Origin of the sequence: Mucilaginibacter pineti, assembly GCF_900101875.1 — a bacterium.
Taxonomy (GTDB): domain Bacteria; phylum Bacteroidota; class Bacteroidia; order Sphingobacteriales; family Sphingobacteriaceae; genus Mucilaginibacter; species Mucilaginibacter pineti.
Genome location: NZ_FNAI01000015.1, coordinates 128,196 through 152,074 on the forward strand (window position 1 = coordinate 128,196; position 23,879 = coordinate 152,074).

At 47.4% G+C, this 23,879-nt stretch carries 28 protein-coding genes and 1 pseudogene; 9 read left to right on the forward strand and 20 right to left on the reverse strand.

Going from position 1 to position 23,879, the window contains the following annotated elements; genetic code table 11:
• Positions 1-56: 56 nt before the first annotated feature.
• Both BLS59_RS25305 and BLS59_RS25310 read left to right on the forward strand, forming a co-directional pair.
• Entirely contained in the window at positions 57-785 is a 729-nt protein-coding gene (locus BLS59_RS25305; RefSeq protein WP_091154374.1) for a PQQ-dependent sugar dehydrogenase, read from the forward strand.
• Complete coding sequence (locus BLS59_RS25310; protein WP_162842771.1) at positions 766-1,563, forward strand: PQQ-dependent sugar dehydrogenase; 798 nt, start codon at positions 766-768, stop codon at positions 1,561-1,563. Before BLS59_RS25305 ends, BLS59_RS25310 begins: the two co-directional genes overlap by 20 nt.
• Positions 1,564-1,613: 50 nt before the next feature.
• Here BLS59_RS25310 and BLS59_RS25315 read toward each other — a convergent pair whose 3' ends face one another.
• Both BLS59_RS25315 and BLS59_RS25320 read right to left on the reverse strand, forming a co-directional pair.
• Positions 1,614-2,639: a chemotaxis protein CheB gene (locus BLS59_RS25315; protein WP_091154381.1), complete on the reverse strand. Its 1,026-nt coding sequence runs from the start codon at positions 2,637-2,639 to the stop codon at positions 1,614-1,616.
• Positions 2,640-2,814: 175 nt separating this feature from the next.
• Entirely contained in the window at positions 2,815-3,483 is a 669-nt protein-coding gene (locus BLS59_RS25320; protein ID WP_143014241.1) for an NUDIX domain-containing protein, read from the reverse strand.
• A 27-nt stretch (positions 3,484-3,510) separates the two neighbouring features.
• Here BLS59_RS25320 and BLS59_RS25325 point away from each other — a divergent pair, with 27 nt between their 5' ends.
• Positions 3,511-4,551: an AsmA family protein gene (locus BLS59_RS25325; protein WP_091154386.1), complete on the forward strand. Its 1,041-nt coding sequence runs from the start codon at positions 3,511-3,513 to the stop codon at positions 4,549-4,551.
• A 22-nt stretch (positions 4,552-4,573) separates the two neighbouring features.
• Here the strand turns inward: BLS59_RS25325 and BLS59_RS25330 are convergent, their stop codons facing one another.
• The 11 genes from BLS59_RS25330 to BLS59_RS31355 all read right to left on the reverse strand — a co-directional run bounded on the left by BLS59_RS25330 (position 4,574) and on the right by BLS59_RS31355 (position 11,949).
• Entirely contained in the window at positions 4,574-4,939 is a 366-nt protein-coding gene (locus BLS59_RS25330) for a response regulator (RefSeq protein ID WP_091154389.1), read from the reverse strand.
• 395 nt (positions 4,940-5,334) lie between these two features.
• Positions 5,335-5,718, reverse strand: a complete 384-nt coding sequence (locus BLS59_RS25335; protein WP_091154391.1) for a YidH family protein — start codon at positions 5,716-5,718, stop codon at positions 5,335-5,337.
• A gap of 2 nt (positions 5,719-5,720) precedes the next feature.
• Positions 5,721-7,466: a non-homologous end-joining DNA ligase gene (gene ligD / locus BLS59_RS25340; RefSeq protein WP_091154395.1), complete on the reverse strand. Its 1,746-nt coding sequence runs from the start codon at positions 7,464-7,466 to the stop codon at positions 5,721-5,723.
• 9 nt (positions 7,467-7,475) lie between these two features.
• The gene (locus tag BLS59_RS25345) at positions 7,476-7,754 is read right to left on the reverse strand and encodes a hypothetical protein (protein ID WP_091154396.1); all 279 of its coding nucleotides are present in this window, start codon (positions 7,752-7,754) and stop codon (positions 7,476-7,478) included.
• Positions 7,751-8,023: a hypothetical protein gene (locus BLS59_RS25350; protein ID WP_091154398.1), complete on the reverse strand. Its 273-nt coding sequence runs from the start codon at positions 8,021-8,023 to the stop codon at positions 7,751-7,753. Before BLS59_RS25350 ends, BLS59_RS25345 begins: the two co-directional genes overlap by 4 nt.
• A 2-nt stretch (positions 8,024-8,025) precedes the next feature.
• A complete protein-coding gene (locus BLS59_RS25355) occupies positions 8,026-8,277 on the reverse strand; it encodes a hypothetical protein (RefSeq protein WP_091154399.1) in 252 nt (83 codons plus the stop codon).
• Complete coding sequence (locus BLS59_RS25360) at positions 8,261-8,743, reverse strand: hypothetical protein (protein WP_091154401.1); 483 nt, start codon at positions 8,741-8,743, stop codon at positions 8,261-8,263. Before BLS59_RS25360 ends, BLS59_RS25355 begins: the two co-directional genes overlap by 17 nt.
• Entirely contained in the window at positions 8,740-11,361 is a 2,622-nt protein-coding gene (ligD, locus tag BLS59_RS25365; protein WP_162842772.1) for a DNA ligase D, read from the reverse strand. The genes BLS59_RS25360 and ligD (BLS59_RS25365) overlap by 4 nt, the downstream gene beginning before the upstream one ends.
• Before the next feature lie 7 nt (positions 11,362-11,368).
• Positions 11,369-11,557, reverse strand: coding sequence for a hypothetical protein (locus BLS59_RS31840; protein ID WP_162842773.1), 189 nt, complete (start codon positions 11,555-11,557; stop codon positions 11,369-11,371).
• Entirely contained in the window at positions 11,554-11,739 is a 186-nt protein-coding gene (locus BLS59_RS25370) for a DUF3606 domain-containing protein (RefSeq protein WP_091154409.1), read from the reverse strand. Before BLS59_RS25370 ends, BLS59_RS31840 begins: the two co-directional genes overlap by 4 nt.
• A gap of 36 nt (positions 11,740-11,775) precedes the next feature.
• Positions 11,776-11,949 carry a DUF3606 domain-containing protein gene (locus tag BLS59_RS31355; RefSeq protein WP_143014242.1) on the reverse strand — a complete coding sequence of 58 codons (174 nt, stop codon included), beginning with the start codon at positions 11,947-11,949 and terminating at the stop codon, positions 11,776-11,778.
• Between the two features lie 134 nt (positions 11,950-12,083).
• Here BLS59_RS31355 and BLS59_RS25375 point away from each other — a divergent pair, with 134 nt between their 5' ends.
• Positions 12,084-12,335, forward strand: a complete 252-nt coding sequence (locus BLS59_RS25375; RefSeq protein ID WP_091154413.1) for a hypothetical protein — start codon at positions 12,084-12,086, stop codon at positions 12,333-12,335.
• Between the two features lie 31 nt (positions 12,336-12,366).
• On the opposite strand, the gene BLS59_RS25380 is transcribed toward BLS59_RS25375, so the two are convergent.
• Both BLS59_RS25380 and BLS59_RS25385 read right to left on the reverse strand, forming a co-directional pair.
• A complete protein-coding gene (locus tag BLS59_RS25380; protein WP_091154415.1) occupies positions 12,367-12,792 on the reverse strand; it encodes an rRNA adenine methyltransferase in 426 nt (141 codons plus the stop codon).
• Positions 12,793-12,801: 9 nt separating this feature from the next.
• On the reverse strand, positions 12,802-13,179 hold the full coding sequence (locus BLS59_RS25385; protein WP_143014243.1) for a hypothetical protein: 378 nt from the start codon (positions 13,177-13,179) through the stop codon (positions 12,802-12,804).
• A gap of 28 nt (positions 13,180-13,207) precedes the next feature.
• Between BLS59_RS25385 and BLS59_RS25390 the strand changes: the two genes are divergently transcribed.
• The gene (locus BLS59_RS25390; RefSeq protein ID WP_091154421.1) at positions 13,208-13,609 is read left to right on the forward strand and encodes a DUF5655 domain-containing protein; all 402 of its coding nucleotides are present in this window, start codon (positions 13,208-13,210) and stop codon (positions 13,607-13,609) included.
• A gap of 106 nt (positions 13,610-13,715) precedes the next feature.
• Here the strand turns inward: BLS59_RS25390 and BLS59_RS25395 are convergent, their stop codons facing one another.
• The gene (locus tag BLS59_RS25395) at positions 13,716-14,657 is read right to left on the reverse strand and encodes a LysR substrate-binding domain-containing protein (protein WP_091154424.1); all 942 of its coding nucleotides are present in this window, start codon (positions 14,655-14,657) and stop codon (positions 13,716-13,718) included.
• 274 nt (positions 14,658-14,931) lie between these two features.
• Positions 14,932-17,208 (reverse strand): catalase/peroxidase HPI, encoded by a 2,277-nt coding sequence (katG, locus tag BLS59_RS25400; RefSeq protein WP_091154428.1) that lies wholly within the window; start codon positions 17,206-17,208, stop codon positions 14,932-14,934.
• Between the two features lie 185 nt (positions 17,209-17,393).
• On the opposite strand from katG, the gene BLS59_RS25405 reads away from it, so the two are divergent.
• Positions 17,394-17,876 carry a hypothetical protein gene (locus BLS59_RS25405; RefSeq protein WP_091154432.1) on the forward strand — a complete coding sequence of 161 codons (483 nt, stop codon included), beginning with the start codon at positions 17,394-17,396 and terminating at the stop codon, positions 17,874-17,876.
• 130 nt (positions 17,877-18,006) lie between these two features.
• On the opposite strand, the gene BLS59_RS25410 is transcribed toward BLS59_RS25405, so the two are convergent.
• The 3 genes from BLS59_RS25410 to BLS59_RS25420 are packed head-to-tail and all read right to left on the reverse strand — an operon-like array spanning position 18,007 to position 20,066.
• Complete coding sequence (locus BLS59_RS25410; RefSeq protein ID WP_091154434.1) at positions 18,007-18,492, reverse strand: hypothetical protein; 486 nt, start codon at positions 18,490-18,492, stop codon at positions 18,007-18,009.
• The gene (locus BLS59_RS25415; RefSeq protein ID WP_091154437.1) at positions 18,479-19,390 is read right to left on the reverse strand and encodes a hypothetical protein; all 912 of its coding nucleotides are present in this window, start codon (positions 19,388-19,390) and stop codon (positions 18,479-18,481) included. The genes BLS59_RS25410 and BLS59_RS25415 overlap by 14 nt, the downstream gene beginning before the upstream one ends.
• A gap of 37 nt (positions 19,391-19,427) precedes the next feature.
• Entirely contained in the window at positions 19,428-20,066 is a 639-nt protein-coding gene (locus BLS59_RS25420) for a hypothetical protein (protein ID WP_091154440.1), read from the reverse strand.
• Between the two features lie 446 nt (positions 20,067-20,512).
• Between BLS59_RS25420 and BLS59_RS25425 the strand changes: the two genes are divergently transcribed.
• From BLS59_RS25425 to ltrA, 3 genes and pseudogenes are all read left to right on the forward strand, one after another.
• The gene (locus tag BLS59_RS25425) at positions 20,513-20,926 is read left to right on the forward strand and encodes a single-stranded DNA-binding protein (RefSeq protein ID WP_091154444.1); all 414 of its coding nucleotides are present in this window, start codon (positions 20,513-20,515) and stop codon (positions 20,924-20,926) included.
• Between the two features lie 51 nt (positions 20,927-20,977).
• A pseudogene (locus BLS59_RS25430) lies at positions 20,978-21,526 on the forward strand (DUF932 domain-containing protein); the annotation flags it as partial.
• 527 nt (positions 21,527-22,053) lie between these two features.
• On the forward strand, positions 22,054-23,865 hold the full coding sequence (gene ltrA, locus BLS59_RS25435) for a group II intron reverse transcriptase/maturase (protein WP_091154447.1): 1,812 nt from the start codon (positions 22,054-22,056) through the stop codon (positions 23,863-23,865).
• Positions 23,866-23,879: the final 14 nt, after the last annotated feature.

Consider the following 23,879-nt stretch of genomic DNA (forward strand, 5'->3'; position numbering starts at 1 on the left):
AGCCTGTAAATTGAAATAAGCGAGAACCAGTGGGCGCCTGTTACTGTTATCTTCATATGAAAAACATTTACCTGCTGTTAGCCAGCTTCCTGTTATATACCAAATCTCATAGTCAGGTGGTGGTCGGCCCGCGTAGCGAAAGATTTGACGTCCGCATCGTCGCATCTAAACTGAGCGATCCCTGGTCGGTGGTATATGGCCCGGACGATCATTTATGGGTCACCGAATCCAAGGGCTACCGTGTTGACCGCATAGATCCGAAGACCGGTAAGCAAACTATTTTGCTGGACCTGACGGATGAGCGGCATTTCCCGCGATATGATCAGTTGGGCAAACGCGCCGGCGGAAAACCCTGGCCGCAGGGCGGGCTGGTTGGACTCGCGCTGCACCCGCAGCTATTAACCGGCAAGCCTTACGTGTATTTGATGTATGTTTATGATTTTGAGGGTGCGGACAGTGCCGGCAGCGGCTGCCGGCTGCATGACGGCGGCTGTTTCTTCACCGGGCGGATCGTCCGTTATCGGTACGATCAGGCGAAGCAAAAATTGACCGGCCCCGTCATTTTGTGCGACACGATCCCGCAAAGCAGCGATCACAACGGCGGCAGGCTGACCATAGCACCGGTAGCCGGCAAGGATTACCTGTTTTACACCATTGGTGAAATGGGTGCCGGTCAGTTCACCAATATTGCGCGTACCAATCATGCGCAGCAGAAAGATATATATGAGGGTAAAATATTGCGTTTTAATACGGAGCCTGACCAGGATGCCGGCCAGTACGAATAAATGGATCCCTAACGACAATCCATTCAATGCCACTACACAGAACGCGGTCTGGACCTATGGCCACCGCAACCCGCAGGGGTTGGCCTACGCTGTCATCAATGGTACTGGCTATTTATATGAAAGCGAGCACGGGCCGTTCTCTGATGACGAGGTGAATATTATTGAAAAAGGAAAAAACTATGGACATCCGCTGGTGATCGGCTATGCCGACGGCAACTATGACGGACTGGCTGCAGGCGTATCTAACCACCCCGATGGGCCGGGCAAATGGCATACCGCCTATCCGCTGATCGTTAATGAAAAAGACAATGCGAAAACGATCGGAGCGGATTACCGTGACCCCCTTATTACATTATACCCGAACAGTAAAGGCTTTCTGAATGACCTGTTTTCCAAATTAAGCGCCGGTCAGGGTGATCAGCAATGGCCTTCCGAAGCGCCCAGCAGTATCGCTGTTTACACGTCAACCGCTATTCCGGGCTGGAAAAACTCATTGTTGCTGCCGACGCTGAAAGGCGGCAAACTTATTCGCTTAAAACTGAACGCTGCGGGAGACAAGATTGAAGGCGATACGATCTGCTATTTCAAAGGCAGGGAACGCTACCGGGACATTGCTTTATCACCGGACGGGCGAAAGATTTACCTTGCCGTGGACAGCAGCGCTGTTAGCTCCGGGCCATCGAAAGCAAATCCAAAGCAGGTCAGTTACCGGGGCTGTATCATTGAATATCATTATGTCGGGCAAGCAGGTGAGATGGATAACAAAAAAAGGCCGTAATGCTGTTGTAAACAGATCCAAAGTCTACTCATTTTTTGATTTGCCGGTGACTAAATCGGCATATCACTTTTCGTACCTTTATCATCAGCGAGTAGTATCGCCCTTATCCGGTCGATATGGATTTGAGACAATTCTGCCCGTTCTTCTGCTGAGCGTACTGCGGCTCCTTTCTGTTCTTTTGCAATAGTCGTCAGCAAGTTTTTCCTTTCCTCGAACATTCGCAGCGCGACCCACATTGTTTCTTCGATCTTTCCGGTTTGTTCAGCCAGTAGCGAGGCTGCCGTATAAGCATGACCGGTATGGCAGCGGTACCTTGCAATCGGCCCCTCGTTGATTTTCCAAAGCACACCACCACAGCCCGGGCAATTAAATGGAACCTGTTCACCAAGTGAATTGACAGATGCCAGGTCGCTTAAAACGCGCTTGGCTATCTTACTTTCCAGGATCAGGTCTTGAGGCATTGGCTGCTGTTTACCCGGCTTGTCAGCGATCAATTTAAAAAGTGCACCACCCATTTCCGATACAGGAACGCAATAATCCGGGGTTAGTTGGTTCAGTGCATTCTTAGGCATTTCCGGATAATCAGCGTCGTTGGGATCTTGTATAATGGATTTACCGCCGTAACGTTGTATAGCGATCATTCCGGCCGTCCCGTCATCCAGGTAACCGGTCATTAATATTCCTATAACCCGATTACCAAACGCTACGGCGGCCGAGCGAAAAAGCGGATCTATTGCGGGTCTGCTTCTGTTTTCCTGCGCCCCCTTAGTCACACTTAATCTGCCCTTTTCATCGACCATCAGGTGATGGTCTGAAGGCGCGAGATAGGCATAGCCGGGTAATGGCTGCTGACCATGTTGCGCGTGAAGGCAAGTTAGCTTCCCGTTTTTATTGAGAGAGTCGAGTAGCACGTCACCCGACGCATCGGCGGAAATATGCTGCACGATGAGCAGTGGCGCCGGAAAATTGGCCGGCAGTTGACTGATCAGTCCGACCAAGGCATTGAGGCCGCCGGCGGATGCGCCGGCAACAACCAAATGTTCGATTCTTTTATTTTTTGCAGTGTGTTTTTTCATAGGTTAAGTCGATTGACAGGATGGCGGACCATCGCCATTGAGCGAGGCCGTCCGTGATCATTTGCTAACTTAACGCTTTATCCCTGGAAACGATATAAAAAATCGTTGGAACTTCCGATCACATTAAGCGGCCTTCAAACTTAAGTCACAAAAAAAAGAGGTAGATGCGGGGACTTTATATATTCATAAAATAATGCTGAAGTAACAGCATAGTTTTGGCGTCCAAAATTGATCCCATCCTGACCTGTTCACGCGCTTCGCTAAAATTGAGTTCGAGTAGCTCAATGTCTTCACCTTCACCAGCCTTACCGCCGCCCTTCTCATGCGTACCTGTGCTGTTATATTCAGCCATAAAAAGATGAACAAACTCGGTAATACTTCCCGCCGATGTATAGACGCCGCCAACTTTTTCGAGGTTGGATATCGTGTATCCCATTTCCTCCTGTACTTCGCGCCGGACCGCCTGTTCGGGCGTTTCCCCCTCATCGATGAGACCAGCGCAAGTTTCGACCAGGTAACCGGTTTCGCTGCCGTTTAAGAATGTCGGTAGCCTGAACTGGCGCGCCAACAGAAATTTTTCGGCTTTGATGTCAACCAGCAATACTGCAACAGCGTCCGGCCGGAAATAAATCTCGTTTTTTTGATCATGCATTTGACCGTGCAGGTCAGGTTTTTGAAACGTGATCGTTTGCAGGGGATACTTGGTCCCAGGTACTGTTTCGCGGTTGATGATATTGATCGTTGCCATGAACAGTAAACAAACAGGCGCTGAAATAGTTGTTGTATAAACATCAAACTGATTGACGTGAAAAAGCCCTTGCAACCCTATATCCGGTTCTTTCAAAAAATAAGGACAATTTACCTCGTCCTGATGATCCTGGTATTAGCCCTGATCATCGTTCGTCTGGCGCTGCCGGGTATTGTCAAAAACTATGTCAATAAAAAACTGAATGAATTGCCCGGATACACCGGCCATGTGGATGATATTGACATCCATTTGTACCGGGGCGCTTATGTAATCAGGGAGCTGCACCTCAAAAAGAAGACCGACCCGCCTGCATATCCTTTTTTGTTCATTGAAACAGCCGATCTTTCCGTCGAATGGCGGGCGTTGTTCAAAGGCCGTCTGGTTGGTGAGGTGACACTTGACCGCCCGGTCATCAATATCCTGGCCACGGAGGATATCAATAAGGAACCATCAAAAGACAGTTGGACGAAAACGGTAAAGGCCCTGATGCCGATGACCATTAACCGGCTGCAGGTCAATAATGGCAAGCTGGCCTACCTGGACCTGAACAAAAAGCCGGTCACCAACCTGCATATCGACGACATGCAGCTGACTGCGCTTAACCTGGCCAATGTACAAAAGGAAGCCAAACGGTTACCTTCCCATGTGTCACTCACAGGTAGCTCTATTGGTGGCGGTAGGCTTAAAGCAGACATGGATGTCAATGTTTTAAAAGACATTCCGGACCTGGACCTGGGCATGTCCCTCAAGGGAACGAACCTGCTCAGCCTGAACAGCTTTTTTGAGGGTAATGCCAGGATGGATGTGGAACGCGGCAATATCGACATTTTCAGCAAGTTCACCTTAATGAATGGGGAAATGAATGGTTATGTCAAACCTTTCATCAGCAATTTGAAGGTATTGGACGTTAAAAAGGATATTAAGAAAAAAGGCGGGGTCTTAAGGGTGATCAAAAAAGCCGTGGTAGGTCTCTTTGCCAAGGCAGTGACCAACCCTAAGACGAAGAAGATCGCAACGGTCATTCCGATCCACGGAAATATTAAGGACCCGAAGACCAGCGGCTGGGCGACATTTGTCGGTGTATTAAAAAATGCCTTTGTCCAGGCATTTCATGAAAGCCTGAGTAATGAACTTAAAAACCGCAACCCGGGAAAAAGTGAATAAGGGCGAGTTCGATAGCTAAAGTTCAGGCTGCCAGCTGCTGCTCCACTTTGCGGATCAGGCGGTCAATATCGAAAGGCTTTGCTAAGAAATCGTCTGGTGCGCCTTCCTGCCGCAGCGAGGCGGCCAGATCATGCGTTGCCGAAATTAGAATTACTGGAATAAAAGAGGTTTCCGGGTTAAATTTCAGTTCGCTGCAGATCGATCTGCCGTCCATCGAACCGAGCATCACATCCATCAGTACCAGGTCAGGATGCAGTGAGCCGATGACGTCAAAAATTTTCTCACCGCCGGTAAGTGTCGTGATTTCATACCCGCTTTCTGTTAAAACATACGAAATGACCTCTAAAATATCTGTGTCATCGTCCAGTACGAGTATTTTCTGCTTCATATCTCTTTCTTCTGACTATCAGTCAAAAAGCAAGCCAATAGCGCACAACGAACTGCTGAAAGATCGTTTGATCGTGGTTTTAAGTTAATTAAAAATTAAGTTACTTACCTGCGGGGGTGGAGCGGCCCGAGGGATAACAGCATTTCGCCTGTTAAATGGCTCCGGACCCTGATTTAGTTTCCCTGGCGGAAAGATCTTCCTTGTTATTTTTTATTTATGACAGAGCCCCTGCCAGGTCACTGATAGCAATAAATGTCTCCAATCTTTTTTTGAGGTCCCTTCCGGTGCTATGCGCTCCGACACTATCATCAGTGGCACATAGTTGCCGACTTCAAAATATATTGGCTGCATAAATCCCTCATCTTTTTATGTAATTACCACAAATTTCTGCCAGATTATAGATTGGGCAGTAAATAATAAAGGAGCAAGAGGCTGGCTCCGATTACGCCCGCCGTCAGTATGAGCAATAAGGTTGACTGCGGATAAAACACCTTGTTTAACAGTTGCTTTTCAATGCGTTTGTAACGCAGGTAACCTATCAGTGCCGTAAGGGCACCGATGGCGACCAGGCACATGCCGATTACACCGGAAAAGCCTTTAACAGGCGTAATGGTGTGCCCGGTGACAACCAGCGATAACTGGCGGACGAACAGCGAGAATTTAACGACCACAAATCCGAAACCCATCAGCGCAATGCTGGTTCGTATCCACGCCAGAAAGGTCCGCTCGTTGGCCAGGTGGTCGCTCGCGCCTGTTTTTGGTTTGCTTTCATTGTCCATATTCAAAACGTGCTTTGTGCTTTTTTAATGGTTGTTGCCAGGTCAATCCTTTCGCCCAGCACATTTTTGAATAAGTCGCCCGTCTCTTTCAGGCGGGCAATGGAATTATGGATCGTGAAATCGCGCATCGTAAGCCCCGGTCTAACTTCGTCCCACGTAAGTGGCATGGAAACCGTGGCGCCGGGTTTCGGCCGAAGTGAATAAACACCCGCAATAGTGGCATCCGGCCGGTTCTGTAAAAAGTCAAGGTACATTTTGCCGCCGCGGTTTTTGACCATTCGTTCCAGGCTGGTGTATTCGGGTATCTGTTTGTGAACCAAAGTGACAATGATTTTAGCAAACATCTGGCTCTGGTCATAAGTGTATTTAGCACCGAGCGGGATGTAGATGTGCATGCCCGTTGACCCGGAGGTTTTTGGATAGGCCGGCACGCCAATGGCGTCCAGTACTTTTTTGACTTCCAGCGCCGCGCTGATCACCTGGTCGAAATGCTGCTTGTCCGGATCCAGATCAATGACGCAAAAATCAGGATTGTCTGGCGAAGTCACCCGGCTGAACCACGGATTGATCTCAATACAACCCAGTGAGGCCATCCACAGAAGGCTTGCTTTGTTAGTGGCCACCAGGTATTCCTTCTCAACACCGTCGCTGGTGGTATGGGGCATGGTTTTCATACAATCGGGCGCTTTGTCCTTCACGTCTTTCTGATAAAAGCTGGGGCCATGTATGCCGTTTGGAAACCGGTTGAGCGACATTGGCCGGTCCTTCAGGTAAGGCACCATATATTCCGCGACCTGGTCGTAATAATTAAACATATCGCGTTTAGTGATGCCATCCTCCGGCCAATAAACTTTTGATAAGTGATTGAAAGTCAGGGGACATCCATCGACCTTGACGGTTTGGCTGTCTTTTGCCTGATCCAGAAAACTGGGTGACGTTTTTTCTTTTTTCATTGCTTTTTTAAGTTTCTGGTTACTGTCCGATAGTTCGATCCAAACTGGCGCATGGTCACTACTGCCTTGCCAGCCCCTGACTGCTTTGTCAACGCCACCAGCGCTCAACCGGTCCGCTACTGCCGGATTCAGTAAAAAGTGATCCAGCCGCAACCCGGCATCCCGTTCATATGCCTTGTGCAAGTAATCCCAAAACGTATAGACGCGCTCATTCGGATATAACTGTCGGATCGCATCGGTCCAGCCCTGGTCGACCAGACTTTGGTAAGCCGTTTTAGTTTCCGGCCGGAACAGTGCGTTGTTAATGTATTTTTCGGGCTTATACGTATCCAGATCAGTGGGCATGACATTGTAGTCGCCGATCAAAATCACCGGCAGCTCCCGGTTCACCAAATCTTTTGCGTGATCATTTAATCGCTTGAACCAGCGTAGCTTGTAATCGAGCTTTGGCCCCGGCCAGGGATTGCCGTTGGGTAAATAAATGCAGCCGATCACGATACCGTCCACAAATGCTTCCAGATAACGGCTATGCGTAAATTCTTCATCGTCGCCCGGCAGGTCCCGCCGTAATTCTTTGAGCTCACTTTTAGCAAGGATGGCCACCCCGTTCCAGCTTTTCTGTCCTTGCCAGATGGCGTTGTAACCGGCGCCTTTGAGTTGCCGTTCAGGGAACTTATGATTTTCGCATTTGAGTTCTTGTAGGCAAACGATATCCGGCTCCCGCTCTTTTAGCCAGCGGAGCAGGTTGTCCAGGCGTCCATTGATGCCATTGATATTGTAGGTGGCGATCTTCATCGTAAGGTGTTAAACGGCGAGTTGTTTATCAATAGCATCGCCGATCGCTTGAATCAGGTCCTTATCGGCCTGGTTTTCGCCCAGAGCAACCCATTGTTTATTTTCTTTAACCAGCTGAAGCGGGTCTTCAAAGGGCAAAGTTACCTCCCATACCACGCGGTCATCAAGTTGTTGTGATTTCGCGTTGAGGCGCAGGCTGCTGTTGTTTCCCGGTGTTTTAACCAGTATTTCCCGGCTGTCATCATGCGGTCCGCGCCTTTCATCAAGCGCACTTCCCCTGTTGATCATGGCGCTCCGGTCAGTTCGCGGTTGTCGTCTTCCGGTTCATCCGTTTCCTTTTCATGTTTAGCAGCATCTGTGTCGCGCGGTATACCGGCTGCGGCATCATCGCCCTGCTGCTCGATGGCGGAATTTACCTCGTTTTCGTTTTCCAGTTGCTGACCGATCTCATCGGTTTGTCCGGGAAGGTTTTCGCTTTTTCCGGTCTTATCTTTTTCCTGCTCGTTCATCTCTTTTTTTAATATATAACCCTTAGGGCGGGCTTTCGTTTTTACCATCTTCAACCTGTTTTTCCTTTATTGTCCCAATGATCTTTGATAACCTTGCCATCCGGGTCCGATTGTAATCTGCGCGCGAAACGTTCGCCTTTGATCTTACCGTCGGCGTCTGCCTTACCCATATACAGTAAGACCGGGTTCCCTTGCTCATCAGTTTTAAAGGCCAGGTCATAGCGGCCAAAGCGCTGGCTGATCATTTGGTCAGGCCCATAGGTCTTTGACAGGACTTTCGACAATTCAACTCCGATCTTCATAACTGCTGGCTTTACCGTCATTCAATTTGAACCACACCTGCCACAATAGTTTATAAGCAGGATGATCTTTAAACGCGTCCGGCTCATCAGTCGCCCATAGGCCATTGGTGGTGGTAATATAGTATTGCATCTGGCAGAAGATATCAACCAGTTCTTTGAGGTCTACCGGCAGCACTTCCGCATCACTCACGCGTTTAGGATGGTTGGTAGCCACCAGGTTTTGATAAACGCGATCAATATCGGCATCGGCAGGTTCAAGGAGTGCCATCAGTTCTTCGGGCACTTGTTCAAAAATGAACTGGTCACCGCCTTTCAGGTGAATGAACAATTCTTTGTTATAATGTTCCGGCGCATAAAAGCCAACGACACCGGAGTTAGGCTGATGGAGGGGAAAGGCGCTGTCCAGCCCTTTGAGTTCATAGACCTTGCCATTCACTGTTTGCAGGATTGAGTTATAGTCTGTCATAACAATTGCTTTAATTTTTTAGTATTCTCGACGCGCCATTTTTCATTCAGCAGATCATCAAACAGATCGCCCTTTTTTTCGAGTCTTTCCGGCAGTGAGTCCATGGTGAACTTTCCCGGATCGAGTGTATCTTTCACTTCCTTCCAGGCAACAGGAGTAGATGCTTGCGGGTGTTTATAGGGTCGTATCGAGTAAGGCGCGGCGAGCGTGTCTGCATAATCATTTTGGCTGGGGTCGACAAATAATTTATTGCCGCGGTGTTCGACACTGACTTCGGTGGTGGCGATGTCGGGGACTTCCTTACAAACCAGGTCACAGGTCTTTTCGGCCAATTTTCTGGCTTGCGGATAGTCAAAGCCGGTGCAGGGAATGAATAGGTGAATACCTGTTTTGCCGGAGGTCTTGACGAGACTTTGTAATTTGTATTGATCGAAGACTTGTTTGGCTGCCTGTGCCGTTTTGATCGCTTTCCCGAAATCTTCATCTGATGGATCCAGGTCAATACTGATAAAGTCCGGTTCCTGCGGGTTCGTAATCCGGGAGCTCCAGGGGTTCAGGTCGATATTACCCAAATTGATCAAATACAATAAAGCAGCCTCATTATTACACACCGCATAATCGATCTCATTTCTTTTGCCTTTTTTGGGGTGCCGGCGCTGATCCTGAAAGATATCCAGGTAATCCGGCTCATGGCCTTCCATATCTTTGATATAAAAGCCGGGGGCTTTGGCGCCGTCCTGTTTAATGTGTAGCGAAAGAGGGCGGTCTTTCAGGTGCCGCAGGATATAAGGACTGATCTGGTGATAGTACGTAATCAGCCTGGCTTTTGTAATACCGCGCCATAACTCCTGCTCGATGTTATTGATGGCGACAGTGTGACCGCCAAACTCAAAATCGCGTTCCGACTCGATCTTTTTGTTTTCAATCTTTGGCCAGTTGCTGTCGCTGACAGCCGCTACAGCAGCTTTTTCTTTGGGTGCTTCAACGATCTCCTGTTCCTGCTCATCGCTCAGCGGTACTTCCCGAACTACCTGCCTCGCTTTTTTATCTAGCCGCCAGCCGAGAAACGTAGCGGGTTTGCGGATGCGCCCTGTCTTTGTCCAGGTCGCGAACTCAAAATTGGCCACCAGTTCGGGTTTCACCCAATGCATTTTCGCGCCCTTCGTGTCCAGGACTTTATTGACAAAAGGTTTGTTTTCAATCTCCAACTTCTGCAGCTGCGCGAGTATGCCCGGCATTTCGCTTTGTTTGTAACCGCCGCCCGAACGGCCGATCCATTCAAATTCGCCCTCGGCGTTATAGGCACCAAATAACAGCGATTTAAAAGACCGCACTTTGTCTGATTCGGCCCAGCCGCCAATCACGAACTCCTGGCGCTTGCGCGTCGGCGTTTTCAGCCAGCGATTGTCACGGGCGTCAGGCACATAATTGCTGTCCTTTCTTTTGGCAACAATGCCCTCCAGGTCCAGTTGGAGGGCTTGTTGGTATAGCGCTTCGCCGTCCTCAAAAGACTCACTGAAGCGCAGCACATCATTGCCTTTCACCAATTCTTTTAATAACGCTTTGCGGTCGGTTAGCGGCAGGCTCATCAAGTTATAACCATCCAGCCACAATAAATCAAAAACACAATAATTGATCGGCGTCTCGTGACCATTGAAAGTCTGCAAAGCATCAAAATCAGGCTTGCCTTCTTCATTAAAAACGACGACTTCGCCATCGAGCACGGCATCATGACCGAGTTCCTTTAATGCTTTGGCGACAGGGGGGTATTTCTTGGTATAGTCGAGCGCACTGCGTGAGTCCATCCTTACCTTCTTATTTTCAATGTAAGAGATGATGCGGTAGCCGTCCCACTTAACTTCGTATAAATAATCATCGTCGGGCACGATCTCCTTGGTGAGCGTGCAGAGCATAGGTTTGACCGATTCAGGCATCACTTTTTTGACACCTTGCTTCTTCAATTCCTCGATATCTGCTGGTTTAGTTTTCGGTTTTTCCGGTTCGCGGTTGCTTTGCCAAACTTCGACCTTATCTTTTGTCGCCATCTGCTCAATGGTCAGTTTGGATTTGACCGACTTATCTTTCAGCAGGATATCTTCCTTGGTAGCATATGGATCATCGGCTTTGATCAGTCGCCAGCCACCTTCGTATTTATCTTCTTTGAATTTGATCAGTATAAAATCGCCTTTGAGTTTATGACCGTGCAACGTGATCTTTAAAGCGTTTTTGTAATAATTGGACATCATCCAATGTTCTTTGGCTGCTTTATCTTTCAGTTTTTCATCAGTAGCCGGTTCATACCAGCCTTCATCCCAAAGAATGACAGTGCCTCCGCCGTATTGGCCCTTCGGTATGATCCCTTCAAAATCTTTATAGTCGTACGGATGATCTTCCACTGGCATTGCCAGTCGTCTTTCCTGCGGATCCATCGAGGGCCCGCGTGGCACCGCCCAGCTTTTCAGTACGCCTTTGACCTCCAACCGGAAATCGTAATGCAGGTGCGAGGCGGCATGTTTCTGGACGACAAAAAGCAACCTGTCCGTGCCGGGCTTGCCGCCCGCCGGTTCAGCGGTTTTCTTAAAATCCCGCTTCGCCTTATATTTTTCCAGCTCTGCCATAAGTACATCAGGAATGCGCCTTACGCTGATTTTTGTAAACAGCGGGCTCGGCGCCGTTGTTCTTGCCGTCCGCGGTTTCGAGGGCCGGGTGCGGCACGTTCGTTGGTTCAAACGTTTTGACATCGGCTTGCAGATCCTGCTGACTCAAGTGGTCCTTGTCTCGATTCTTACCGGCTTTATGTTTAATCTCTTTCATGCCGTTTTTGGTTTATTTAATTCACGCTTTACACTCGGTGCATCCGCACCTGCCGCCAGCACTGCTGCCTTCAGCCTCGCTTGGGATACGCCGAATTCACTGGCCCAGAATTCTAATGCATAAGCATCATCGATATCCACTGACCGGGTATCGGTCGCGGTCTTTTTCGCTCTTCGGATCATGTTATATTGATGAAAAAGCCCCTTGCGGGGCTTTCGTTATTTCTTTCCTTCGAGTTTCTTTTCGACCGCAGCCCGCTTATTGCTGCCGGCTGACTGTTTAGCTGCTTCTACTTTTTTCGCAGTATTTCCTTCTTTTCTTGCCTCGTATTTTAATTCATGTGGTTGCTCCGATACGGAGTTCCTTTCCACTTTTGCGCCTTTTGTTGCCATATATTGTTCATTTTAGATGTAATTGATTAACAAGGGATACAACAGATGGTTTTAACAGGTAAGCAAACAATTATCTTTTAAGAAGAAAATAGCGAACCAAAATCGTTAAGGTTTGTTCCGATAAAAAAGTAGTTATGAAAAGTCCATTTAAGAAAGATAGTCAGGCCGGCTTGATCATCGGTGCCATCGTTGCCGGCACTTTAGCTGCCGGTGCTGGCATTTGGTTTTATTTGCGCGGTAAACGCGCCGCCGAAGCCGAGGCTTATCGCCTGGAACATGCGCAGGATTATCTGAAAAAGAAAGAAAAGAAAAAGAAAAAGCATAAAACGGGATTGAACGAATTAGAAGCTATCGTACAACACCAGCCGGAACAAGAAAAAGAATAACAGTGCCTGGAACTGGGTCACTGCCTGGCGCCTAATGGTTTACCCGGTCAAGGCCACTGTTGATACCCGAGCGGATCATATTACTATAGCCGTCATCCGGCAATAATGCCGCATAATGCAGTGCTAACCGGTAGTTTTCATTTGCCTGAACGTAATCCTGCAGATCTTCATGGCATTTAGCGATATTCAGGTACAGCGACGGATAAACGTGTTCGATTTCAGGTTCATCTGATTGCAAAGCGAATTGCAGGGCGGTTTCGTCCCACTGCAATTTATCTTCGGGGCTGGCCTGATGTCGCGCCATATAGTGGGCGGCGACGAATTTTTCGCTCGGGTTAATGGCTTGTTCCCAGGCTTGTAAAAATAAGGCCGCCGCTTCAGCCGGTTTGGCTTCGCCTTCCAATAGCATCCCTTGTGCGCAAAGTTTATTTATCGGGTTTCCGGGATCAAATTGCATAACGTTTAACTAATTAAATAAAGCTGTACTTTTTGGTGTGATTTTCCCAATTCTGTGATCCTTAGCGGTTACCAGTTCACAAAGCTGGTTTGCGGCAGTTTCAAAGTCTTCGTGGGCATCACTCAACAGCAACCAGTCACTTTCGGTGGCATGATCCTCAAAGTCAAAACCCGTAATAGCTGGAATTTCGGATTTAAGGCTATCGTGGTACTCTTTTTTGGTAGAGATCCAAATGCCGTTATGCTGCGGGTTCTTCCTGGTTTTGCGAAAGATCAGGACGTTTTTACCATTCGCATAAATCAAAAACATTCCGATAACCGGCAGGACGACTACATGAGCTGGCAGGTAATCCAGCAAAAACTCAAAGGGCATCGGTTTGTTAATCATAGGCGTAAATTTAATAAAATATGAGATCATGGGCTGGACATGTCCTAAATGTGAGCGTGAATTACCCTGGGCGGATTACCGGCATAATTGCGAGCGCGTCAGCTTAGATAGCTTATTCGAGGGACGGTCCGAGGAATTAGTATTGGTCTTTGATAAAATTTTAGCCGAAGTAGCTGACTGGCCCAAAGTCGTTATCAGTACGACACCCAATTGTATTGTGTTTTACAGGCGGGCGGGTTTTCTGATCATCCGGCCGATGAAAAAATGGCTGGATATCAAATTTTATTCCAGAGCTGCGCACCCGGAAAAACCGGTCATTAAAAGTGCGCCTGCTGGTAAAAAGTTCGAGAACCATATCCGGGTAGACACACTTGATGACCTGCGGCCGGCGCTATTCAAGTACATCAGGGAATCCTATGATTTGATTTAGGATATCCCGGCGTCAAACCGATTGATACGGATATCACCATTTATTTCTCATTACCAAGTAGAAATTGTAGTTAGCAAAGTTTGTGTGAAGTCCGGGCCAGCGATCCTTAAATGACGATTGGAACAATATGTTTCGGCTTGTTTTTAAGGACTTTCTCAGGAATGACTTCTTTAATTTCCTTTTCTAAAAGGCTGATCAGCTTTCGCTTGATGTATCCCCGGTGTACGATCAGACTGATTTGTCGCATGGGTGCCGGTGCTTTGAAATATCGCAGTTGTTTTTTCTGCTGATGATCACCGTTCAACACCGCCAGCTCAGGTAGTATGGTAATTCCATCATTGGTATCAACCATTCGCTTCAGCGTTTCGATGCTCCCTGATTCATAGGTGATCTGGTTATTCAAATCATGCGCCTTTTTCAGTTCACATAAATTCTCGATCTGGCTGCGCAGGCAATGGCTTTCTTCCAGCAGCCAGAGTCTGTCGGTATCAATGTCAGACGGAAGCAGGTATACCTTTTTTTCTGTGGACGAATCCTTCGCGACAAAAGCAAGCAGCTCTTCGTAAAACAGGGGAATTTCGTTGATGCCGCTCTCATTAAGCGGCGTAGCCAAAATGCCGACGTCTATTTTCCCTTGCCTCAGATAGGAAACAATCGTCGGAGTGATGAGCTCGCTGATCACCAACCTCACTTTCGGATACCGCCGGGTAAAAACAGGTAATAATAGAGGAAGTAAATAGGGCGCCAGGGTCGGGATAATACCAATCCGAAGTTCACCCGCGATAACCCCTGTTTTAAAGCTCGCCAATTGGTCCAGCACCTCGCATTCAGCAAGGATCCGCCTGGCCTGCTCTATGACTTCTGCACCATGCTCGGTTGGAATTAACGGCTGTTTACTACGGTCAAATATACGCAGCCCGAGTTCATCCTCAGCCTTTTGTAACTGCATGCTCAACGTTGGCTGTGAGACAAAACAGTGTTCCGCAGCAACGGAAAAGTGCCGGTAGGTGTCTAAAGAGATAATGTATTTAAGCTGGATAAGGGTCATACTTATCAATAATAATTATGAGATTGCAAATTAGATTGATTTTATCAATACTGCAAGCCTTATCGTGTTTTTAGTTTTTCGAAGCGGTTTTATTGCTTCACGGTGTCATTAGATATAGGAATCGTAGGTATGTTTAACTGGTGTGGGGTTAATTACATTAATATGGTAAAATAAAAAGGCCCGGACCATTGTCAAACGCCGCTTATAAAAGGCGGCGAATAACATGGACCGGACCAATTTTTCAAATTAAGTTATCAGCCAATTTTGGCAAGCATCAGGCTAAATCAAATCGATCAAGATTCATTACTTTAACCCACGCCGCTGCAAAATCCTGCACGAATTTTTCCTGCCCGTCCGCGCTGGCATAGGCCTCAGCCACGGCACGCAGTTCTGCATTTGAGCCTACCACAAGATCGGCACGGGTTGCTGTCCACTTCAGCTCACCTGAGCTACGGTCCCGGCCCTCATAGAGTTCGTTGTCCGCTGTCAATGCTTTCCAGGCAGTTCGCATATCCAAAAGATTGATGAAGAAGTCATTCGTTAACTGACCCGGCCTTTGCGTGAATACGCCGTGTTTTGAGCCATCAAAATTCGTATCCAGGACACGTAAGCCGCCCATCAGCACCGTAAGTTCCGGTGCGCTCAGCGTAAGCAGCTGAGCTTTGTCAATGAGCATGGCTTCCGTTGCCGCCGGGATTTTAGAACTACGGTAGTTTCGGAAACCATCAGCAGCGGGTTCCAAATGACTGAAAGACTCCACATCGGTATTTTCCTGTGACGCGTCCATCCTTCCTGGAGTGAAAGGCACCGTGATCGTTTGTCCGGCCGCTTTAGCTGCCTGCTCAACACCTGCACTGCCCGCCAGGACGATCAGATCGGCCAGCGAAATTTTCTTGCCATCGGCCTGCGAATTATTAAACTCTGCCTGTATGCCTTCTAAAATATTCAAACCGCGCTGCAGCAATTCAGGATTATTTGCCTGCCAGTATTTTTGAGGCGCTAAACGTATACGCGCGCCGTTTGCGCCGCCGCGTTTATCCGAGCCACGGAAAGTTGAGGCAGATGCCCAGGCAATAAAAACTACCTCGCCAACAGTCAACCCTGACGCCAATACTTTTTCTTTCAACGCGGTAATATCCATTTCGTTTACCAGCGTGTGATCAACCGCAGGGATCGGATCCTGCCAAAGCAATATCTCTTGAGGAACATCGGGTCCGACATATTTCGAGCGTGGCCCCATATCACGGTGCGTCAGTTTAAACCAGGCACGGGCAAAAGCGTCTGCAAAGGCATCCGGATTCTCCAAAAAGTTTCGTGAGATCTTCTCATAAACCGGGTCTACCCTTAGAGCAAGATCGGTGGTCAGCATCGTTGGCAGCCATTTTTTCGTTTGATCGAAGGCGTCCGGAATAATAGCCTCGGCATCTTTCGCCTGCCATTGGTGCGCACCGCCCGGACTTTTAACCAGTTCCCATTCGTAAGCGAACAAGTTTTCAAAGAAATTATTGCTCCATTGGGTCGGCGTTTTTGTCCAGGTCACTTCCAGGCCGCTGGTGATCGTATGCGCACCAACGCCGCTTCCATAACTATTGTTCCAGCCCAGTCCCTGTGACTCCAGGCCGGCTGATTCCGGTTCTTTTCCTACGTGTTCAGCTGATGCGGCACCGTGCGTTTTGCCGAAGCTATGACCGCCGGCAATTAGTGCAACGGTTTCCTCATCATTCATCGCCATACGAGCGAAGACATCCCGCGTATCTATGGCTGCCAGCAGCGGATCAGGATTGCCATCCGGACCTTCCGGATTAATATAGATCAGGCCCATTTGGGTCGCCGCAAGCGGGTTTTCCAGGTTTCGGGAGTGAACATCGCCGTCGGCATCATCATCTGATACCAGTACGCCGTGGCCCTCGACAACACCGGGAGACCCGTGTGCGTAACGCTTGTCACCGCCCAGCCAGGTATTTTCCGAGCCCCAGTAAACTGATTCATCCGGTTCCCAGGCATCTACTCGTCCCCCGGCAAAACCGAAAGTTTTGAACCCCATGGATTCAAGCGCAACATTGCCCGCCAAAATAAGCAGGTCGGCCCAGGAAAGGTTGCGCCCGTATTTTTGCTTAACCGGCCATAAGAGCCTTCGCGCCTTGTCGAGGCTAACGTTGTCCGGCCAGCTGTTCAATGGCGCAAAGCGCTGCAGGCCGGCTCCCGCACCACCACGTCCATCACCAACCCGATAAGTACCGGCGCTATGCCAGGCCATACGGATAAATAATCCACCGTAATGGCCAAAATCCGCTGGCCACCAGTCCTGAGAATCGGTCATCAGGGCGTGAAGATCACTTTTTACCGCTTCCAGGTCCAAAGTTTTAAATGCTTCAGCATAGTTAAAATCGGGTCCATAAGGATTCGAGTTCGTTGACGGCTGTCGCAGGATATTTAATTTTAACTGGTTAGGCCACCAGTCCGGGTTCCTTGTGCCGCCATCGGCGACGGTGGACTTCATACTGCCGTTATGAAACGGGCATTTGCTGATATCATTACCTTCTGTTTCCATTTTATAAATTGATTAATAGATTTGATGATTTGATTGTGTTTTTTTAATTATTAGATAGGGTAAAAGTAGAGGGACCCGGTAGGTATTCAAAATCATTTAATCTTATCAGGTCATAAGAAAAAACTATCGGAGGGTATCATTTCTTTTTTTATATTTAATACTTTGCTCGCAAAATATGAATTGTTATGACGGACCATACTGGTTTTAATTGCATCGTAAAAGTGCCCCACGATATGGATGGAGGTCTGCGCCAACAATTTATCAAACTGGTGACGGAGGGTGGGCAAATTCAGGAAGCATACGTGAAAGTGGGCCTGCACCGCGCAGGACTCGTAGGTATGATCGTTAGTGAAAATACGGTAATCGCAACTTGCTGCCTGAAAAATCCCACGGATAGCTATAAACAGGGGGTTTTTAAATCCGCGATGGCACCGGAACTGCCCGGTTCCTATCCTTTTGAACTGGGCTATATTGCGACACATCCCAACTATGGCGGACAAGGGCATTGCCAAACCTTGCTCCGGAGTTTTATGCCCTTAGTACAGCAAAAGACAATGTTCAGTACCACCCGTAAGCCAGAGATGGTGCATATCCTCAAAAAATTCGGTTTTATTAAAACAGGACAGGTGTACAAGCGTGACCTGGAGTTATATTTACGGGAATTATAGAAATCAGTTGATCAGCGCTTTTGTACCGGACGATCATTTGCCGGGGCTGTTGACATACTAGACTGGTTACCCCATTGCACATCTTTAGCATACTAATGCGCAGGTAACCATAGATGCTCGCGCCAGCTGATTACCGTTTCCATGATTTAAAAAAGTCATAATCTGCGTTTAAAATAGCCAGGCCACGGAAGATCGGGCCCTCATCCAGGTAAATCAGTTTCTTATACTTAAAATCAAAGGCGTCAAGCACCGCGGAGGTTCCCGGGTGCGGGTCGCCCTCATCTTTGTGCTTGGCATAATTGGCGAGCGTTATGATCAGTTCGATATTCGTCCGGTTACTATTTTCTATCAAAGGGGCCTTTTTGTAAAAAGTGTTCTTTTGTTTGGTATCGCCATAAAAATCACTGATACTGCCATTAATATAATTTTGGAAGGCGACGAAGGCCAATCCGTAAATCGGTTCGGTTTCTTCCATCAGCCAGTCCCCGTCACACCAATGAATTGCTTGTACATTTTTTTCCAGTTCGGCAATTGATTTGGCAAGTCCCTCGACAACCATATACAAGCTTTTGGCACGAAAATCGTGTCGCCGCCAGTTCGTTTTATTTACTTCCATTTTGCTGTTTGGCAAATTCCTCCCAATTGATCACCATCGGGTTGGTCTTTCTGATCACATAGATCACGGCCACGTCCCATTTCCCGAGGTCCTTCCCGCTCTCACTCGGCATCGGCTGTTTCTGCCGTCCGCCAAAAACCAGAAATCCCAACTCTTCCACTTGCTTCAGATAGCCGTTAAAGGTCAGGCCAAGTTTGATCCTTTCGCTATTTTCATAAATATCCATCCCGATAATTTCTCCATACTCTTTCAGGTTATCAAAGAAATAACCGATCACCTCCGCCTCATTTTCATTCTCCACTTCGTCGTTTTGAAAGCCATAGGCATGCACCGCACCAACGATATCAACCAATTGCTTTCCGGAAGTGATCCGGTGCATCACCTCGAAACCGAATTCATTAGCATTTGCACTCGCTTGTTTTTGTTGCTCATCTACATGAGGAAAGTACTTGGTCAGGATATTGCTGTATTGTTCCGCATGGCGTGTTAAGATATCCCATCCCCAGTAATATACCTCGAATGGAAGCTGTAGCCCGGCCTTTAACTGGTGGACAAATTCCTGTAATAACGTATCATCGCGGAAGGTAGACGCTACAATAAACCGTGATATTTCCAAATTCAGCTTCCGCGCTTTTTCTACATCAGTTAAAATGTCAACTTTCAGCTGCTGCCGGATCTGCTCGTCTTTTTTACGGATGTCTTTTAATTTGCATTGGATGGCCGTCGTTCGTTTACTTGAATAAATATCGATCCCGCGCTGGTTCTGTCCCTTAACCCCGAAGATCTGGTAGTCGCCGGGCCTTTGTTTCACCTCGTCGCCAATTGCATTGAACAGGTCGCAGGTAAACTCTTCAAAAAGTTTCTCATCCTTTAGCGGGGGTAATTGAAATTTAGGCATAGCTGATTTGCAGGTCTGTTCGTTTCTTTAGCTGTATTTATGCATAAATACACTTGCTGAGCGCGTCTGTTATCGTATTCACAAAGTTTTCTTCAAGGCCCTCGTTTTTGATCGTAATATGAACGTAATCCGGCTTGCACCAACAAGAAATGACAGCCTTCTGCTCATCTTTGCCGGCATAATGGAAACGGAAGGCTTTTGCGCCTAAACTGGCATCGTAGCCGCTTAGTTGTTCCTGCGTGATGTCAGAGCTCAGGGATAACGTTTTACTGAAGCTTTCAAAAGGCTTGATGACCCTTTGTTCCAGCGACTGGTCGGTAAAGTTGGGGGTATTGATAAACCGGTAAAGCTGGTCATTTAGTTTCGCCACTTCCTGCTTTTCGCGTATGCCCAATGAAAGCCAGATGCTCAGGAAATCAGCTTTCACGAGGGTATTGAATGGATTTAAACTATTGTCAAAGAAAGAATTTTCATAAACACTTAAGTATAACCTGAACCAGTCCTTTTCGGATTGGGGCGTTTTCAAGGCCTGGATCAATTCCGTTAGTCTTTTCAGAAATGCATGGTAGCTGTCCGGGACGCTCCCCTGGGCCTGGCGCTGGGTTTCAAGGTCAGTGATGATCTTTTTTAAAATGGTATCGTATTGTGTGATCTGTGGTTCGGATAGGATGCCCATGTGTTTATTTTTTCACAAAGCTAACTTTTTTACGTGGCAGGTATGCGGGTCCGCAAGCCAAAACATCAACCCCCAATTCTTTTGGTCGTTGCCTCCGGCCCGCGCTATCCGCTGTATCTGCTGCGCAGGATGCCGCTGCTATCGGCTAACGGGAGTTAAGCGTTTGGGATTTTTAATGTACCCATTTTTTAGGCGAAACGGGTAAAAAGCGCAGCTAAGGTCGAGCTCCGAAGGATGCTTTGGGGTGGTCAAAAGACTACGGCATAATGGCCTGCTCGCTTCGCTCACAGCCCACCCTTCGGGACTTATTCCGTTTCCTTTTGCCTTTAAGCGGGCTCTCTTTTTTGCTTTCTTTTTTCCCTTTTTCTTTTAAAAAATACACACACAGCGAAACGGACGAAAGGAAGAAACAACAAAAAAAATAGTTCACTAAAAATCAAAAAAAAATGGAAATCACAGGAAGAGTGGTAGCAAACGCAGCCGTAAGGACTACCAAAACAGACAAAAAAGTTACAGGCTTTACCATCGCCATTAACGACAGCTACAAGCCGAAAGACAAAGACAGGGTACAAATCACCACCTACGTGGAATGTTCCTACTGGCGCAATCCCGGCATAGCCGAATACCTGACTAAAGGCACTTTGGTGCAACTGGCCGGACGGATGCAGGCCGGGGCGTATATCAACCGTGACGGCGAGGCCGTAGGTACGCTGAATTTTAACACCGAAAGCATTAAGCTGCTTGGCAAATCCGCAGGCGCACCCGCCGAAAAGGAAGCGGAAAAAGCTGCCCCAAAGGCAAACAAGAAGCAAACAGCCAACGCAGGAGGCGCACCCGACGACGACGACCTGCCATTCTAACGGGCCCGAAGCACAGACAGTTAAAAATCCAATACATAAAAATTCAAAAAAATGGCACACAATATCAATTTCAACGAGCAGACAGGACAACACAGCTTTTTCAGCGTAAAGCAAAAGGCATGGCACGGATTAGGGCAGATCGTAGAAGAATACCCCACCAGTAAGGAAGCATTGCAGTTTGCAGGGCTTGACTACGAAGTCATCAAATCACCTCTGTTTACCCAAAGCCGGGCAATGACCATAGGCGATGCGGGTGAACTGGTAGAGGGTATGGACATTACCGTACCAAATTACTATGCCACTATGCGCACCGATAACAATACCGTTTTGGGCGTAGTCGGCAGGGATTACAGCATCGTACAGAACCGGGATGCGTTCAGCTTTTTTGACGCTATCGTTGGCGGGGACGGGATGCAATACGAAACCGCAGGGGCATTGGGGAACGGTGAGCGCATATTTATCACCGCCAAACTTCCCGGCTATATTAAGGTAGGCAGCGACGATTATATCGAAAAATACCTTTTTCTAACCACCTCGCACGATGGTTCGGGCAGTATCACCGCAGCGTTTACCCCCGTTAGAATTGTTTGCCAGAATAGTGCGACTCGTTGTGCAGCCTAATAAGCTGTACGGGTCTCACCCGTAAGGGTGGATTTAACTTTTAATCAATCCAGTGGAATGCTGGTGTTAGCGGCTTATCTAATAAAGTCCATCCGACCCTTAACCTGCCAAGAGAACAGGGAGTGGGAAGCTCGGAGCAAAGTCAATCCAGCGGAGCGATGCCGCATGAGAAAGATGGGACGAACTAAATATGATAACCTCGTTAAGGTATCGTGAGCACTGACGCTGTACCCACATCGTATGGTACAGTCTTCCAGTCAACAGGAGCCCAGTCTGTTCGAGGGTTATCCATAAGCTTGTACACGACTGGCGGTATAGAGAGGAGTCTAAGTTTAGGCAAACATTGGTTAAAGGAACGAGGAAACCGAATATCACTTTGCTGGGAAGCAATAAGTACTCTTGAACGAATGTGATATATCGGGTAGGAACAACGACCAAGCAAAGGCTGGTTGGCTACGGTTGACCAGATAAGCCAAATTCGTTGTGGATTTAACAAAAGGATACAAATGAAAGTAACTAAAATGCTGAAAGTAAACAGATGGGAAGACATCGACTGGAAAACAGTTGAACAAAGTATATTCCGAAAGCAAAATCAAATGTATCGGGCAGCGCTTGCCAGTAACATTACCGAAGTAAGAAAATTACAGAGGGATTTACTGAAAGACCCGTATGCCAGATTACTAAGTGTAAAAAGAGTTACCTCTGAGAACACGGGAAAGAACACTGCGGGTGTAGATAAGGTAGTTATCCGAAGCAATGAGGAAAGATTGTCTTTAGCACAACGGATGAACCTTGACAAAGATTACAAGGCAAAACCATTGAAAAGAACCTACATCCCAAAGTCAAACGGTAAGTTAAGACCGTTGGGAATTCCAACAATTGAAGACAGAGCCTATCAGGCATTAGTCAAGATTGCATTAGAACCCGAATGGGAAGCAAAATTCAGTGAGAACACTTATGGGTTCAGACCTGGAAGATGCACCATTGATGCTTGTATGGCGGTATGGCATAATCTGAAATGTCGCAAAGGCGATGTTATGGTAATAGATGCCGACATCGAAGGATGTTTTGATAACCTCAATCACCAGTACATACTGGATAAATTGAAAGGAACTAGCAATAACATTCTACGAGCAATTAATCAATGGTTCAAATGCGGTTATATTGATGATGGCATCTTACATGAAACTGAAGCAGGCACACCGCAAGGCGGAGTGATTAGCCCACTATTATGTAATATCGGATTATGGGGGATCGATTTTGAACTCTATGAACACCTGATAATAACAAGAAAACCTGCTGATAAAAACCTTAAACCATTTTATGGATTTGTCAGCAGTATTAAAAAGAGGTGCAGAGAGCATGCGCCATCGGTAGGATTTATGCAATATGCAGATGACTTTGTTATTGTATGTGAAAATAAAGACTACTTAGAACGGGTGATGGAAGTATTACCAGCAATACTGGACAAACGAGGCCTAAAGCTAAGTGAAGCCAAAACAAGGCAGGTAGCATTTCATCAAGGTGACAGCTTCAAATTTCTTGGTTTTGTATTCGATAAATGGAAAAGTGGGAAACATGGCAAACAATATAAAGTCACGTTTTACCCTGACCCAGACAAGGTGTACGCTTTCGCAAAGAAAATCAGAGAATGGACGAAAATGATTCGGCTATTTGAATACAGTAACAAAAGTGAACTTACTAAGAAAGCAGACCATCTGAGAATGATGGTCAACGGGTGGCTGAATTATTACAAATGGGCTATGGATGCATCGCATGGATTTATGAAGCTAAGAAGGGAGTTGGAGACAATTCTTTACAAGGCATATGAAGACGTACATAAACATCGTAGTAGTAGACATGACTTTATGGAACGGTACGTTGGAAAGGTGGAACGGAGAGGCAGATTAGTAGACCGATTTATATTAGGAGATGTTGCATTTGGCATATTTGATATTAGTACTGATGTATCATGGAAGAAGGTTCAAACGGCGAGGAGTCCTTTTGATGGCGATACCGAGTATTGGGGTTGCAGAAATGCAATTCTAACCGGATCGATGGCAGAAAAACTTTACAGAATACAAGGAGGCTATTGTCCTATTTGTACGAGTAAGTTACACTGGTACGAATCATGGGAACGACACCATAAGAACAAGAATCGAATGGACAACAAATTATCAAACATGCAATTAGTTCACAAGCGTTGTCACCGCAGACAACATTATGCGGATAAGTTAAGTCTGGGAGCTGGATGCCCTGAAAGGGGCACGTCCAGATCTGTGGGGAAGGTTGCGGGGCGACCCGTGACCTCACCCTAACCCCTCGGCGCTGC